Origin of the sequence: Aeromonas sp. DSM 116730 (assembly GCF_046581335.1) — a bacterium.
GTDB lineage: Bacteria > Pseudomonadota > Gammaproteobacteria > Enterobacterales > Aeromonadaceae > Aeromonas > Aeromonas rivipollensis.
The window spans coordinates 544,263-558,895 of the sequence record NZ_CP144265.1; the positions used below are offsets into that span (position 1 = coordinate 544,263).

At 62.6% G+C, this 14,633-nt stretch carries 15 protein-coding genes; 8 read left to right on the forward strand and 7 right to left on the reverse strand.

Annotated features, from left to right (window positions below; translation table 11 throughout):
* Positions 1-292 precede the first annotated feature (292 nt).
* Genes coxB through Aeroheme_RS02665 form a run of 4 tightly spaced genes read left to right on the forward strand, consistent with a single transcriptional unit; the run spans position 293 to position 4,464 of the window.
* Positions 293-1,420, forward strand: coding sequence for a cytochrome c oxidase subunit II (gene coxB, locus Aeroheme_RS02650; RefSeq protein ID WP_411167212.1), 1,128 nt, complete (start codon positions 293-295; stop codon positions 1,418-1,420).
* A 9-nt stretch (positions 1,421-1,429) separates the two neighbouring features.
* On the forward strand, positions 1,430-3,016 hold the full coding sequence (gene ctaD, locus Aeroheme_RS02655) for a cytochrome c oxidase subunit I (RefSeq protein ID WP_139745644.1): 1,587 nt from the start codon (positions 1,430-1,432) through the stop codon (positions 3,014-3,016).
* Between the two features lie 9 nt (positions 3,017-3,025).
* Positions 3,026-3,580, forward strand: coding sequence for a cytochrome c oxidase assembly protein (locus tag Aeroheme_RS02660; protein ID WP_025328389.1), 555 nt, complete (start codon positions 3,026-3,028; stop codon positions 3,578-3,580).
* Between the two features lie 2 nt (positions 3,581-3,582).
* Positions 3,583-4,464: a cytochrome c oxidase subunit 3 gene (locus Aeroheme_RS02665; protein ID WP_408793160.1), complete on the forward strand. Its 882-nt coding sequence runs from the start codon at positions 3,583-3,585 to the stop codon at positions 4,462-4,464.
* Between the two features lie 8 nt (positions 4,465-4,472).
* Here the strand turns inward: Aeroheme_RS02665 and Aeroheme_RS02670 are convergent, their stop codons facing one another.
* Positions 4,473-4,679 carry a DUF2909 family protein gene (locus Aeroheme_RS02670; protein WP_111911044.1) on the reverse strand — a complete coding sequence of 69 codons (207 nt, stop codon included), beginning with the start codon at positions 4,677-4,679 and terminating at the stop codon, positions 4,473-4,475.
* 81 nt (positions 4,680-4,760) lie between these two features.
* Between Aeroheme_RS02670 and Aeroheme_RS02675 the strand changes: the two genes are divergently transcribed.
* The 4 genes from Aeroheme_RS02675 (at position 4,761) to cyoE (ending at position 7,897) form a co-directional block, all read left to right on the forward strand.
* Positions 4,761-5,423 carry an SURF1 family protein gene (locus Aeroheme_RS02675; protein ID WP_411166642.1) on the forward strand — a complete coding sequence of 221 codons (663 nt, stop codon included), beginning with the start codon at positions 4,761-4,763 and terminating at the stop codon, positions 5,421-5,423.
* Positions 5,420-5,908 (forward strand): hypothetical protein, encoded by a 489-nt coding sequence (locus Aeroheme_RS02680; RefSeq protein WP_368169001.1) that lies wholly within the window; start codon positions 5,420-5,422, stop codon positions 5,906-5,908. The genes Aeroheme_RS02675 and Aeroheme_RS02680 overlap by 4 nt, the downstream gene beginning before the upstream one ends.
* A 70-nt stretch (positions 5,909-5,978) precedes the next feature.
* Complete coding sequence (locus Aeroheme_RS02685; protein WP_368169002.1) at positions 5,979-6,995, forward strand: heme A synthase; 1,017 nt, start codon at positions 5,979-5,981, stop codon at positions 6,993-6,995.
* Positions 6,992-7,897: a heme o synthase gene (gene cyoE, locus Aeroheme_RS02690; RefSeq protein WP_411166643.1), complete on the forward strand. Its 906-nt coding sequence runs from the start codon at positions 6,992-6,994 to the stop codon at positions 7,895-7,897. The genes Aeroheme_RS02685 and cyoE overlap by 4 nt, the downstream gene beginning before the upstream one ends.
* Before the next feature lie 75 nt (positions 7,898-7,972).
* Here the strand turns inward: cyoE and Aeroheme_RS02695 are convergent, their stop codons facing one another.
* The 6 genes from Aeroheme_RS02695 to Aeroheme_RS02720 all read right to left on the reverse strand — a co-directional run bounded on the left by Aeroheme_RS02695 (position 7,973) and on the right by Aeroheme_RS02720 (position 14,567).
* On the reverse strand, positions 7,973-9,403 hold the full coding sequence (locus Aeroheme_RS02695) for a gamma-aminobutyraldehyde dehydrogenase (protein ID WP_168235873.1): 1,431 nt from the start codon (positions 9,401-9,403) through the stop codon (positions 7,973-7,975).
* Between the two features lie 29 nt (positions 9,404-9,432).
* Positions 9,433-10,251, reverse strand: coding sequence for an ABC transporter permease (locus Aeroheme_RS02700; RefSeq protein ID WP_106885710.1), 819 nt, complete (start codon positions 10,249-10,251; stop codon positions 9,433-9,435).
* Positions 10,241-11,209 (reverse strand): ABC transporter permease, encoded by a 969-nt coding sequence (locus Aeroheme_RS02705; RefSeq protein WP_368169005.1) that lies wholly within the window; start codon positions 11,207-11,209, stop codon positions 10,241-10,243. Before Aeroheme_RS02705 ends, Aeroheme_RS02700 begins: the two co-directional genes overlap by 11 nt.
* Positions 11,206-12,219 carry an ABC transporter ATP-binding protein gene (locus Aeroheme_RS02710; RefSeq protein WP_408837128.1) on the reverse strand — a complete coding sequence of 338 codons (1,014 nt, stop codon included), beginning with the start codon at positions 12,217-12,219 and terminating at the stop codon, positions 11,206-11,208. Before Aeroheme_RS02710 ends, Aeroheme_RS02705 begins: the two co-directional genes overlap by 4 nt.
* A gap of 80 nt (positions 12,220-12,299) precedes the next feature.
* Positions 12,300-13,445: an ABC transporter substrate-binding protein gene (locus Aeroheme_RS02715; protein WP_139433915.1), complete on the reverse strand. Its 1,146-nt coding sequence runs from the start codon at positions 13,443-13,445 to the stop codon at positions 12,300-12,302.
* A gap of 198 nt (positions 13,446-13,643) precedes the next feature.
* Entirely contained in the window at positions 13,644-14,567 is a 924-nt protein-coding gene (locus Aeroheme_RS02720; RefSeq protein ID WP_106885714.1) for a LysR family transcriptional regulator, read from the reverse strand.
* Positions 14,568-14,633: the final 66 nt, after the last annotated feature.

The following is a 14,633-nucleotide window of genomic DNA, read 5'->3' on the forward strand; positions in this document are numbered from 1 at the left end:
ACCGGAGGGATCCTGTGATTGAGCCGTTCTGGGTTATGCCATGGGGCAATGGCTGCCGCCAGCACACCCCTCGTTTACCCCGGATAGGATGCCAACTGCTCTGACGAGTCCCTCGTCGGCTGGCATCACTTTGGTTTTTTCAGAATATGGACTAATACTTGAGTGTGACTGAACGTTTAATAAATGCATTATTTTCAGATGGTTAGCGTTTGAACTGTCAATGCTTGCCATCTTTTCTAACGTGCACAGGGAGTGCAATGTGGGAAAAAATGCAATCAACCATGGCGCATGGATGGTGTGGCTCGCCAGCAGCAGTGTTTCCGCCAACGACATCACATTCAACATGACGCGCGGGGCGACCGCCATCAGCCAGCAGGTGTATGACCTGCATATGACGATTTTCTATATTTGCTGCGCCATTGGCCTGATCGTCTTCGGGGCCATGCTCTGGTCCATAGTCCACCACAGAAAGTCTCGCGGCGCCAAGGCCGCCCAATTCCACGAGAGCACCCGCATCGAGCTGTTATGGACCGCCATCCCGGTGCTGATCCTGGTCGCCATGGCGGCCCCGGCGACCTCGACGCTGCTGAAGATGGAGGACACCTCCAAAGCCGACCTGACCGTGCTCATCACGGGCTCGCAATGGAAATGGCATTACAAATACCTCGAGCATCCGGTGGAGTTCTACTCCTTGCTGGCGACCAGCAAGAAGCAGATCTCGGGGGACGAACCCAAGAGTGGCACCTATTTACTGGAGGTGGATCAGCCTCTGGTGTTGCCCATCGGCAAGAAGATCCGATTCCTGATGACCTCGGATGACGTCATCCACTCCTGGTGGGTTCCAGCCTTCGCGGTGAAGAAAGATGCCAATCCCGGTTACATCAACGAATCCTGGACCCGGATCGACAAGGCTGGCACCTACCGGGGGCAGTGTGCCGAGCTGTGCGGCAAAGACCACGGCTTCATGCCCATAGTGGTGGTGGCCAAGCCGGCCGGGGAGTTTGATGGCTGGATCGCCAAGACAGCGGCAGATCAGGCGGCAGCCAAGGCCCAGCAGCAAGACCTGGCCAGTCAGACCATGACGCTGCCGCAGGCCATGGAGCTGGGGGAGAAGGTCTATCTGGGCTATTGCGCCGCCTGCCATCAACCCGCGGGTACGGGCTTGCCCGGCATCTTCCCGGCCCTCAAGGGCAGCAAGGTGGCGACGCTGCCAGAGCATAGGGCCCAGCACCTGGACATAGTCCTGCATGGCAAGAGCGGAACGGCGATGCAGCCCTTCGGCAAGCAGCTGACGGCCCAGGAACTCGCCGCCGTCGTGACATACGAGCGCAATGCCTGGGACAACAAGACCGGTGATCTCATTCAGGCTGCAGAGGTGCAGTCCCTTCTGAACCCAGTCGATCCAAACAAGGATAAGTGAGGCGCCAGCATGAGTGATGGAATCACGGATACCCTGCACAGCGAGCACGCCCACCAACCTGCATCGGGCCTGAGGCGCTGGCTATACACCACGAATCACAAAGATATCGGCACCCTCTATCTGCTGTTCGCCCTGACCATGTTCTTCACCGGTGGCGCCATGGCCATGGTCATTCGGGCCGAACTGTTCCAACCCGGGCTGCAACTGGTCGAGCCCCTGTTCTTCAACCAGATGACCACAGTGCATGGTCTCATCATGGTCTTTGGCGCCGTGATGCCCGCCTTCACCGGCCTCGCCAACTGGCTGATCCCCATCATGATCGGGGCCCCGGACATGGCGCTGCCCCGGATGAACAACTGGAGCTTCTGGATCCTGCCGTTTGCGTTTCTTATCCTGCTGTCGAGCCTGTTCATGGAGGGCGGTGGCCCCAGCTCGGGTTGGACCTTCTATGCCCCCCTGTCCACCAAATACAGCGGCAACAGCACGGCGCTGTTCGTCTTCGCCATCCACATCATGGGTATCTCCTCCATCATGGGGGCCATCAACGTCATCGTCACCATCTTCAACCTGCGGGCACCGGGCATGGGCTGGATGAAGATGCCGCTGTTTGTCTGGACCTGGCTTATCACGGCTTTCCTGCTCATCGCTGTCATGCCGGTCCTGGCGGCAGCGGTAACCATGGTGCTGACGGACAAGTATTTCGGGACCAGCTTCTTCGATGCGGCCGGGGGCGGGGATCCTGTGCTGTTCCAGCACATCTTCTGGTTCTTTGGCCATCCGGAGGTGTACATCATGATACTGCCGGCCTTTGGCATCGTCTCCAGCATCATTCCCACCTTCTCTCGCAAGCAGCTGTTTGGCTATCGCTCCATGGTCTATGCCACCAGCAGCATCGCCTTGCTGTCATTCATGGTCTGGGCTCACCACATGTTTACGACTGGGCTGCCCGTGGTCGCCGAGCTGTTCTTCATGTACGCCACCATGCTGATAGCGGTGCCGACCGGGGTGAAGGTATTCAACTGGGTTGCCACCATGTGGCGGGGATCACTGACGTTCGAGACCCCCATGTTGTTTGCCATCGCCTTCATCACCCTGTTCACCATAGGCGGCTTCTCGGGGTTGATGCTGGCCATGATCCCGGCCGATTTCCAATATCACGATACCTATTTTGTCGTGGCCCATTTCCATTATGTGCTGGTCACCGGCGCAGTCTTCTCGATCCTGGCCGCCGCTTATTACTGGTTGCCCAAATGGACGGGGCACATGTATGACGAGCGACTCGGGCAGTGGCATTTCTGGTGCTCGCTCATTTCGGTCAATGTGCTCTTCTTCCCCATGCATTTCGTCGGTCTGGCAGGCATGCCCCGTCGCATTCCGGATTACGCGCTGCAATTTGCCGACTTCAACATGCTGATCAGTCTCGGCGGCTTCGCCTTCGGGCTGTCGCAGTTGCTGTTCGTCTGGGGGGTGATCAAGTGCATCAGGGGAGGACGGCAGGCGAGCAATCAGGTGTGGGAAGGGGCGGAGGGGCTGGAGTGGACGCTCTCATCCCCCCCGCCCTACCACAGCTTCAAGACTCCGCCAGAGGTGCGGTAAGGAGATCATATGGCTCAGGTCAATCACGGTCCCCTGCTCAGAAAGCTGGCCCTGGTGGTGCTTGTCATGTTCGGGTTCGCCTTTGCACTGGTGCCGCTGTATGACGTCTTCTGCAGGATCACCGGCCTCAACGGCAAGACTGCAGTGCAGCCGGCTACGGCTGAGCGGGCGGTGATCGACAGCAAACGGACCATCCAGATCGAGTTTCTTGCCCATGCGGACACCCAGATGCCGTGGCAGTTCAGCGGCGAAACGGCGCGGTTGTCGGTGCGGCCGGGTGAGATGAAGCTGGTCAATTATCGGGTGTTCAATCCCACCGATCGCACCATGATTGGTCAGGCGGTGCCGTCGGTCTCCCCCGGTCCCGCCGCCGCCTACTTGAAGAAAGTGGAGTGCTTTTGCTTCAACCGTCAGGAGTTGCAGGCGGGGGAGAGCAAGCTGATGCCGCTCAAGTTTTATGTCGACCCCGATTTGCCCGACAACATAAACACCATCACGCTCTCCTATTCACTCTATGACATCACTCAGTCCACCCCAGCCCCGACGTTGGCGCAGAGGAAATAATCATGGCCAAAGTGAACCAGACGTATTATGTCCCGGACCAGAGCCGCTGGCCCATCATAGGGGCGGTGGCCTTGTTTTTCCTGGCCTTCGGGGCGGGGCATCTGGTCAATGAGGTGGCGAGCGAGCAGGCCGGGGTCGGCCGGTATTTGATGATGGCTGGCGTTGCCTTGCTGGTCTTCATGCTGTTTGGCTGGTTTCGCCACATCATCCAGGAGTCCATGACCGGGCTCTACAGCGCCCAGATGGATCGCTCCTTCCGGCAAGGCATGGTCTGGTTCATCTTCTCCGAAGTGATGTTCTTCCTGGCCTTCTTCGGGGTGCTGTTCTATGCCCGCCAGCTTGCCATGCCCTGGCTGGATGGCGCGGGCAACAAGGCGATGACGGCCCAGTTGCTGTGGCCGGATTTCTCGGCGCACTGGCCCATGGTCAAGACCCCGGGAGGCACCACGACCCAGGCCATGCCCTGGCACGGTATCCCCCTCATCAATACCCTGATCCTGCTCGCATCCTCCGTCACCCTGCTGTTTGCACATACCGGCCTGGAAAATGGAAAACGCAGTCGTCTCAAGGGAATGCTGCTTGTGACCGTAGTGCTCGGGTTGGCGTTCCTCTGGCTGCAAGGCTATGAATACCTGCATGCGTACCGGGATCTGGGGCTGCGACTGGACTCCGGCATCTACGGCAATACCTTCTTCATCCTGACCGGATTCCATGGCTTGCATGTCACCCTGGGGACTGTATTCCTGCTGATCATATGGCTGCGGATAGTGCTGAAGGATCACTTCTCCGCCGAGCGCCACTTCGCCTTCCAGGCCGCGGCCTGGTACTGGCACTTCGTCGATGTGGTCTGGCTCTGCCTCTTCGTGTTCGTCTACCTGCTCTGAAGTCGGGATCAGTAAGGGCGCGGGTTGGGCTCCAGCCAGCCCATCATCAAGGAGAGCAGCAGGATGACGACCACCAGCAGTGAAAAGAGCACCCGGCGCCCCAGCGGGGCCGACATCTTCTGGGGGTGACCCGTGGTCATCATCAACCAGAGGGCATGAAACAGCTGTCCTATGATGAGCAGCAGCATCAGTACCAGCACTATCTTGATCAACATGTTGGAGCCCTCCGTTATATGCGTGACATGGCAACATGGGATAAGCAGAGACCATGGCATCACAGGCGCTGGATCGTACTGATGTTCACTCTGGTTGTTACGGCCGGTTTGTGCAAGCTGTCGCTCTGGCAGTGGCAGCGCGGGATGGAGAAAGAGGCCTGGCTGGGACGGATGGCGGTGGCGCAGCAGGTGGCGCCACTGACGCTTGCCCGGATCGACTGGCGCAATCTTCAATCACTGGATGGCTTGTCACTGGGAGGGGAGGTCGAATGGGTGTCCCCTCATGTCTGGCTGCTGGACAACCAGGCGGTGGCGGGCGAGATCGGCTATGACATCATCATACCGGTACGCGCCGGTGATGCCCGTCCCTTGCTGCTGGTCAATCTGGGCTGGGTGCCTGCGCCAGCCAGCCGGCAGCAACTGCCAAGGCCCGTCATCCCGGCAACTCTGGCACTCGATGGCTTGCTGCGCACGGCCCCCGGCGGCATCCTGCTGGGTCAGAACATCGAATCCGGCCCCTATCCTAACCGGCTGCAGTCCATCAGGGTGGATGCCCTGAGCGAGATCCTTGGTTCACCCCTCGCCGATGCCGTGTTTTATCAAAGGCACACACCCTTCCTCCATCACTACCAGCCGAATGTCATGCCGCCCGAGAAGCACAGGGCATATGCAGTGCAATGGCTTGGGCTGGCGCTGGTGATGCTGGTGGGGGGCCTGGTGCTGACAAGGAGGTTGTCCCCATGAACTCATGGTCAAGATGGAAGGTACCTGTCCTCTTTGCGCTGGTGATACTGCTGCCTGTGGTTCTGGCTGCACTGACCCTGAGGCAGGGCTGGTATGAACCCGGCACCCGCAACAAGGGGGCCTGGTTGGATCAGGAGGTCTATCTGTTGCAACCACTCCCGCCCCATCAGAGCAAATGGCGGTTGGTCTATCTGGCCGCCCGGCGCTGTGAGGCGCAATGCCAGCAGGTGCCAGAGTTGATGTCGCGGATCCAAAGCGCCCTTGGCCGCAACCTGGACAAGCTGGATCTGGTGCAACTCACCGATACGCCGCCGCGCGGGGTGAACGGAGCTGTACGGGCGGGCGATATGATGCTGGTGGACTCGCAAGGGCTTGCCATCCTGCGCTACGAGGTCCCGGCCAGCACGGCGGCGTGGCCGCAGCTTGGCAAGGCAGTGCTGTCGGATCTGCAGCAACTGCTCAAGTATCAGCGAGGCGTGCAATGAAAGCGCACCTGAGGACTGTGTCGTGTGTTCTGTCGCCATTATCCGGAGACAAGCGTCAGCGAGGTGCCGTATGAAGATACAGAAGCGGCTGGCATCGATCGCAATCGTGCTGGCGGTACTGGTGATCCTGCTTGGGGCCTATACCCGACTGACGGATGCCGGGCTGGCCTGCCCCGATTGGCCTGGCTGTTACGGCTCTCTGGCCGTCCCCCAGTCCGCGCATGTAGAGCGGGCGGCCCATCTCTACCCGGACACGCCGCTGGAGCCCCACAAGGCGCGCAGCGAGATGGTGCATCGCTACTTTGCCGGTGTGCTGGGCGGTGTGATTGCGCTGCTGTTCGTGCTGAGCTGGCGTGCTGGCGGTCGTCTGCGTCGCCTCTCGGGGGCCTTGCTGGTGCTGGTGGTTGGGCAGGCTGCCCTGGGCATGTGGACGGTGACGCTGGCGCTGCACCCTCTGGTGGTGACCACCCACCTGCTGGGCGGGTTCGCCATCCTGACTCTGCTCTGGCTCTACCGGGCCGAGCTTGCGCGCTTCCCCGCGAACGCGCCCGTCTGCCGCGATCAGGGCTTGCCCTGGCTCGGCAATGCGGCCTGTGGCGTGCTGCTGCTGCAGATAGCGCTGGGTGGCTGGACGTCGGCGAACTATGCGGCCATGGCCTGCGTCGAGTTGCCTCTCTGCCAGGGGAGCTGGCAGGCGCAATTGAACTGGGAGGAGGCCTTTCATCTGCCACTTGGCCACGCCAGCTATGAGTTTGGGGTGCTGAGCAAGGAGGCGCGCCAGACCATCCATATTGCCCATCGTCTGGGGGCCCTTGCCACCGCCCTGCTGGTGGGGGGCTTTGCCCTCGCCCTGATCCGTCAGGGGGCCCCGCTGCGTTTACTGGGGGGGCTCTTGCTGACCCTGCTGCTGGTGCAAATTGCCTTGGGGCTGGCGAATGTCCACCTGGCCCTGCCGTTGGCAAATGCACTCGCGCACAACCTGGTGGCGGCGCACCTGCTGGTGTGTTGTGTGCTGGCCCGTGGGCGGCTCTCTCGCCCCCGGATTTCCCCCTTGCTGTCGCCCGAGGCGATCAGGAGTCAGACATGAACAGCAAGCCCTTGACAGGCCTCATCGACCTCCGGCTGCTGCGGGATTATTACCAGCTGACCAAACCCAAGGTGGTGGCCTTGCTGTTGCTGACCGCCTGGGTCGGCATGCTGCTGGCCGAGCCGTCCCAGTCCTCCCTTGACGAGATGGTGCTGGGGCTGGCGGGGATAGGGCTGCTGGCGGCCGCGGCCGCGGCCATGAACCACTCTCTGGATCACGGCATCGATGCCCAGATGCGCAGAACGCGCTGGCGACCGGTCGCCATGGGGCGGATCGGGCCCAAGTCTGCGATGGCGTTTGCACTCTGGCTGGCGTTGATGGGCTTCGCCTTGCTCTATTGGGGCGTGAATCCCCTGACCGCCTGGCTGACCCTGGCCAGCCTGTTTGGCTATGCGGTCGTTTATACCCTGCTGCTTAAACGAGCCACGCCACAGAACATAGTCATCGGCGGGCTGGCGGGAGCCATGCCACCGTTGCTGGGCTGGACCAGCATCACAGGAGGGCTCTCGGCCGAACCCTGGCTGCTGGTGATGATCATCTTTACCTGGACGCCGCCCCACTTCTGGTCCCTGGCCATCCACCGGCGTGACGAGTATGCCGGTGCGAACATTCCCATGCTGCCCGTCACCCACGGCATAGCATTCACCAAGACGGCCATACTGCTTTATCTGCTGATCCTGACCCTGGTCTGCCTGCTGCCCTACCTGATCGGCATGTCCGGGCTGCTCTATCTGATCGGCAGTCTGGCGCTGAACCTCGGGTTCTGCTGGCATGGCTGGTTGCTGAAGTATTCGGAGCGCCCCGGTCAGGCGATGCGCACCTTCCGCTTCTCCATCTATCACCTGATGTTGCTGTTTGGTCTGCTTATTCTGGATCACCACTGGCTGTGGCGGCTGTCGTAGGAGGAAGTATCTGGCAGGGGATTTGGGTCGTTGTTTACGCATTCAGGCTGGCCCCGGGGCCAGCCTGAATCATGTTCAGAGCTTGACCATGATGTGGCGCGGTACAGTGTAATCTTCCAGGGCGTAGAGGGAGAGATCCTTGCCATAGCCGGACATCTTCATGCCGCCGTGGGGCATCTCCGAGGTGAGCATGAAGTGGGTGTTGATCCAGGTGCAGCCATATTGCAGGTGGCTGGCTACCTTGCTGGCCAGACTCAGATCCCGGGTCCAGACCGAGGAGGCGAGGCCGTAGTCCGAATCGTTGGCCCACTGCACCACCTGTTCGGCGTCGCCAAAGCGGGTCACCGACACCACGGGGCCGAACACCTCCCGGCGCACTATTTCATCCTCCTGGCGGGCGTGGGCTATCAGGGTCGGCTCGAAGAAGAAGCCGTTGCCGGGGCGGATCTTGCCGCCAGTCGTCACCTCCACGTGGCCGCTGCTCTGGGCCCGCTCCACGAAGCTGGCGACTCTGTTGCGCTGGCGGTCAGAGATGAGCGGCCCCATCTCCACCCCCTCCTCACGCTGGCCCCCCACCTTGATGGAGGCCACGGCCTCCGTCATGGCGGCGACGAACTTGTCATAGATCTTGCCCTGGGCATAGATGCGGCAGGCGGCGGTGCAGTCTTGTCCTGCGTTGTAGAAGCCGAAGGTGCGAATGCCGGCCACCACCGCCTCCAGATCCGCATCGTCGAAGATGATGACGGGCGCCTTGCCCCCCAGCTCAAGGTGGGTGCGCTTCATGGTGCGGGCGGCGCTCTGCAGTATCTTCTGGCCGGTGGCGATGTCACCGGTCAGCGACACCATGCGCACCAGCGGGTGTTCCACCAGCGGCGCTCCCACGCTCTCACCCCGGCCGCAGACGATGTTGATGACGCCGCGGGGGAAGAGCTCGCTGGCGAGCTCGGCAAGGCGCAGGGCGGTGAGCGGGGTCTGCTCCGAGGGTTTGAGCACCACCGTATTGCCGGCGGCGAGCACGGGGGCCATCTTCCAGGCCGCCATCATCAGCGGGTAGTTCCAGGGGGCTATGCTGCCCACCACCCCGATGGGATCGCGGCGGATCATGCTGGTGTGTCCCTCTATGTATTCCCCCGCCAACGGTCCCTGCAGGCAGCGGGCCGCCCCGGCGAAGAAGCGAAAGCAGTCCACCACCGCCGGCAGCTCGTCATTGAGCACCGCCAGATAGGGCTTGCCGCAGTTGAGGGATTCGAGCGCCGCGAACTCCTCGGCATGGCGCTCTATGGCATCCGCCAGGCGCAGCAGAAGGATACTGCGGCTTGCCGGGGTGGTGCGGCTCCACTGGGCGAAGGCGCGCTGGGCGCCGTTCACCGCCCGGTTCACCTGCTCGAACGACGCCTCTGGCACAGAGGCGATCAGCTCCCCGGTGGCGGGATTGAGGATGGGCTCGGCCTGGCCGTCACCGGTCACGAACTGGCCGTCGATCAATAGTTGGGTAGAGAATTTCATGGTTGCATCCTTGCGCAGGCGTTGAGTCATTATTTGCCACTGCCGGCGACGTCCTGGCCGTCGCGGGTGAGGTAGTAGGCAAGCAGAATGGGAATGGTGGTCACGGCCACTATGATGAGGGCCACCACGTTGGTGACGGGTCTGTCACGGGGACGGATCAGCTCCTGATACATCCAGATGGGCAGCGTGGTCTGCTGGCCCGCGGTGAAGGTGGTGACTATCACCTCGTCAAAGCTCAGGGCAAAGGCCAGCATGCCCCCCGCCAGCAGCGCCGTGGCGAGGTTGGGCAGGATGACATAGCGCAGGGTCTGGAAGCCGTCGGCCCCGAGATCCATGGACGCCTCTATGAGGGACTGGTTGGTGCGGCGAAAACGGGCCAGGGCATTGTTGTAGACCACCACCACGCAGAAGGTGGCGTGGCCTATGACTATGGTCCAGAAGCTGAACGGGATCTCCATCAGGCCGTAGGCGGAGCGCAGCGCTATGCCTGTGACTATGCCGGGCAGGGCGATGGGCAGCACCAGCAAGAGCGAGACCACCTCCTGGCCGAAGAAGCGGCTGCGGGCTATGGCTCCCGCCGCCAGGGTGCCGAGCACCATGGCTGCCAGGGTGGCGAGCCCGGCCACCTCCAGCGACAGCTGGATGGCGCGCCACACGTCGGGGCGGTTCAGGGTCACCTCGAACCACTTGAGGGTGAGCCCGGGGGGCGGGAACTGGTAGCTCTTGCTCTCGCTGGTGAAGGCGTAGAGGAAGATGAACAGGATCGGGAAGTGCAGGAACAGCAGACCGCCGATGGCCGCGTACTTGAGCAGGCCGGAGGCCTGGTTCATGGGTGGATTAGAGCGCATCGAAGGCCCCCAGACGTTTGGCAATGGTCAGGTAGATGGCGATGATGAGGATGGGCACCAGGGAGAAGGCGGCGGCGAAGGGCAGGTTGCCCGCCGTGCCCTGCTGCATGTAGACCACCTGGCCTATATACATGGTCGAGTTGCCTATGATGCCGGGAATGATGTAGTCACCAAGGGTCAGGGAAAAAGTGAAGATGGAGCCCGCCACCACGCCGGGCAGTGCCAGCGGCAGTATCAGGGTGCGGAAGGTCTGGGCCGGAGTCGCCCCCAGATCGCTGCTCGCCTCCAGCAGGGAGCGCGGAATACGCTCCACCGCCGCCTGAATGGGCAGGATCATGAAGGGCAGCCAGACGTAGACGAAGACGATGAAGGTGCCGAGCCGCGAAAACGACAGGGAGGGGCCGCCAATCATCGGCAGGGAGAGGATGCCATCCAGCAGCCACTCCAGCCCCAGGCTGTCCGCCAGCCAGCTGATCACCCCCTCCTTGGCCAGGATCAGCTTCCAGGCATAGACCCGCACCAGATAGCTGGACCAGAGCGGCAGCATGATGCCCACGTAGAACAGCGCCCGGGTCTTGCCGCTGGTGTAGCGCGCCATGTAGTAGGCGATGGGGAAGCCGAGCAGGGCGCAGGCCAGGGTCACCAGCAGCGACATGCCGACGGTGCGGCCGATGACGTCCAGGTTTTCCGGCCGCAGCAGGGCGATGAAATTTTGCAGCCCCAACTCGTGACGCACCTGACCGCTGAACTCGTCCAGCCCGAAGAAGGCGTTGGAGAGCAGCATCAGCAGGGAGCCGACATAGATGATGCCGAGCCAGAGCAGGGGCGGCCCCAGCAGTATCCCCAGCAGCAGGCCGGGACGGCCGTAGAGCAGGGTGGAGAGGCGCCGCAGCGGCCGCAAGCGTGCAGGTTCGGTGGCGTGGCTCATGGCTAGACTCGCACAGTGGGGGAGGCTCATGGCTGAGCCCCCGATCCTGAGGCACTCAGGCGGTGGATGGCCTGCTCAGGCCAGCTGAGGCTGACCCGGGCGCCACGGGCCAGACGGGCCTGTCCCTCGTTGGGGTGGTTGACGATGATCTCGAGCTGCTCTCCCAGGCTGACCCGGTAGCGCACGAAGGGGCCCAGATACTCCACCTCGCGGATCTCGCCGGACCAGCCGGGCATGCCGGCCTCGCCGAGCCGGATCCGCTCCGGGCGCACCATCATCTGGCGCTCGTCACCGCACAGCCGCCGGGCCTGCTCCCCCTCGAACAGGTTGACTGTGCCAACGAAACGGGCCACAAACGGCGTCGCCGGGGCGTCGTAGATGGTATCGGGCGCGGCTATCTGCTCGATCTTGCCCTGATTGAAGATGCAGATGCGGTCGCTCATGGAGAGCGCCTCCTGCTGATCGTGGGTGACGAAGATGAAGGTGATGCCGAGCTGGCGCTGCAAGGCTTTCAGCTCAAGCTGCATCTGCTCGCGCAGCTTGAGATCCAGCGCCCCCAGGGGTTCGTCCAGCAGCAGGATACGCGGCTGGTTGATGAGGGCCCGGGCGATGGCGATGCGCTGGCGCTGGCCGCCGGAGAGCTGCCCCGGCTTGCGGCTGCCGACGCCGGGCAGGCGCACCAGCTCCAGCATCTCCTCCACCTTGCGGTGGCGCTCCGCCTTGGGCACTCCCCTGATCATCAGGCCGTAGCCGATGTTGTCCCGCACATCCATGTTGGGGAAGAGGGCGTAGTCCTGAAACACGGTGTTGAGGTTGCGATCATAGGGCGGCACCCGGGAGCAGGGCTCGCCAAACAGGCGGATTTCCCCCTCGCTCGGGTACTCGAAGCCCGCGATCATCCGCAGGCAGGTGGTCTTGCCGGAACCGCTTGGGCCCAGCAGGGTGAAGAATTCTCCGGAGGGGATCTGGAAGGAGATGTCGTCGACCGCCTTCACCTCGCCATAGTGGCGGCTGACCCGGTCAAATTGTACGGCTGTCATGGTACGTCCTTGTCATCGAACAGGGCCGGGTCTCCCCCCGGCCCGTGGTGGGGCGACTTGCTGGTGTGGACTGTCTGGACTCAGCGGCCACCCAGGATGGCGATATAGTCGGAAACCCAGCGATAGTAGGGGACGCAGGTACCCTGGCTCTTGCACTGGGAGACAGGGGTACGCCAGAAGTGCACCTTGTCGAAGTTGTCTATGCCATTGGTCTTGCAGCCCTCTTTGCCCAGCAGGGCATTGCCCTCGCAGGCGGCGGGCACCACGGGCACAGAGCCGAACCAGGAGGCGAGATCCCCCTGCAGCTTGTTGTTGAGGGAGTGCTCCAGCCACTGGTAGGCACAGGTCAGGTGCTTGGCCTCGCTGTGCACCATGCTGGTGTCGGCCCAGCCGGTGACCCCTTCCTTGGGCACTGTGGTGGCGATGGGTTGCTTGTCGGCGATCAGGGCATTGGCCTGGAAGGGCCAGGAGCCGGAGGCCACCACCCCCTCGTTCTTGAAGTCATCTATCTGGACGAAGGCGTCGTGCCAGTAGCGCCCCACCAGCTGGCGCTGCTTGCGCAGCAGATCGAGGGAGGCCTTGTACTGCTCCTCGTTCAGCTCGTAAGGGTCCTTGATGCCGAGTGCCGGCTGGTGGGTCATCAGATAGAGGGCGGCATCGGCGATGTGGATGGGGCCGTCGAACGCCTGGACCCGCCCCTTGTTGGACTTGCCGTCCGGCAGGGTCTGCTCCTCGAACACCACGGACCAGGAGTCCGGCGCCTTGGGGAATACCTTGGTGTTGTACATCAGTATGTTGCCGCCCCACTGGTAGGGGACGCCGTAGTGCTTGCCCTCCACTGTGTGCCAGGGGGCATTCTGCAGCCGGGGGTCTATCTTGCTGTAACTCGGGATGAGCGCCAGGTTGAGCGGCTGCACCTTGCCCCCCGCGATGAGGCGCAGGCTGGCGTCGCCGGAGGCGGTCACCAGATCGAAGCCCCCCTCGTTCATCAGGGCCACCATCTCGTCCGAGGTCGCGGCCGTCTTCACGCTGACCTTGCAGCCGGTCTCCTTCTCGAAGCCGGTCACCCAGTCGTAGTTCTTGTCGGTCTCGCCACGCTCCACGTAGCCTGCCCAGGCCACGATATTGAGCTGGCCTTCACCTTTGCCGAGCTCGGTCGGGGCGGCCTGGGTCTGGCCTGCCAGCAGGGCGGGGATCAGGGCCAGGGTCAGGGGGGTCAGTTTCATCTTGCTCTCCTTGCATGATCTGGAGCCATGCGATGCCGCAATAGCAATTAACATCCTGTTAACCAGTCATGAGCGTAGGAGAAGGCAGTGGTAATGAGAATTTCAATTTTTAACGCCAGAGGTATCTGCCAAATCGATATCGAGTGCAGATGAATCTTGTTTTTGATGGCAGTGTGGCGATCACCCTGAGGGTGCTGGCTAGCGGGAGACCGGCTGACGTGCCCGCAGCCGGCTCTGATCCCGCGCTATGTCGATGAACTCGCGGGCGGTCCAGTCGAGCCGCGAGCCGCGGCGCCACACCAGACCGATGTCGATGGCGGGGATGGGCTCCTTGATGGGGCGGGCCTCCACCCGCTCCTGCTCCAGAGACCAGGGGCGATAGGCAAAGTCCGGCAGCAGGGCGACCCCGAGCTGGCTCGCCACCAGGCTGCGTACCGCTTCCACCGAGGCGGTGCGCAGCACAGTGCGAGGGGAAATGCCGTAGCGGCGCAGGCCGGCCCCTATGATCTGATCCAGCTGATCGGCGGTGAGCGAGATCATGGGCTCGTCCCCCAGGGCCTTGAGGGAGAGGGTCGATTCCGCGCAGAGGGGGTGGTTGGCGGCGAGCCAGAGCCGCAGGGGGGAGCGGGTCAGCAGCTCGGTATCGAACGCCTCCTGGCGTATGGTGCGGTTGGTCATCAGTATCCCCACGTCCACCTCGCCGTTGACAATCTGATGCTCCAGAAACGGCTGCTCATCCTCCTTCACCTCGATGCGCACCGCCGGAAAGGCACGGCGAAAGCGGCCGATCGCCTCCGACAGGTAGTAGCCGGCCACCAGCGTCGTCACCCCTATGGTGAGCTGCCCCTGATCCTGCTGGGCTACCGCCTTGAGGGACTGGCCGGCTTCGGTCATGGCGCCGAGAATGCGCCTGGCATGGAGCAGGAACTGGTGGCCCTGGGCCGTCAGGGTGACGCCGCGCGGGTTGCGCTCGAACAGGGCGGCGCCGAGCTCTGTCTCCAGCTCGCGGATGGCGCTGGTGACCGCCGACTGGGAGATGTGCAGTTCGGCGGCGGCGCGGCTCACGGAGAAGCTGTCGGCCACGGCCACGAAGTAACGGATCTGGCGAAAGGTAAAATTCATCTGGGCATCCTGCCACGGGCGACGAGGTTGGCTGCCAGCTTAACCCCGAACTTCCTCCAAGCAAAA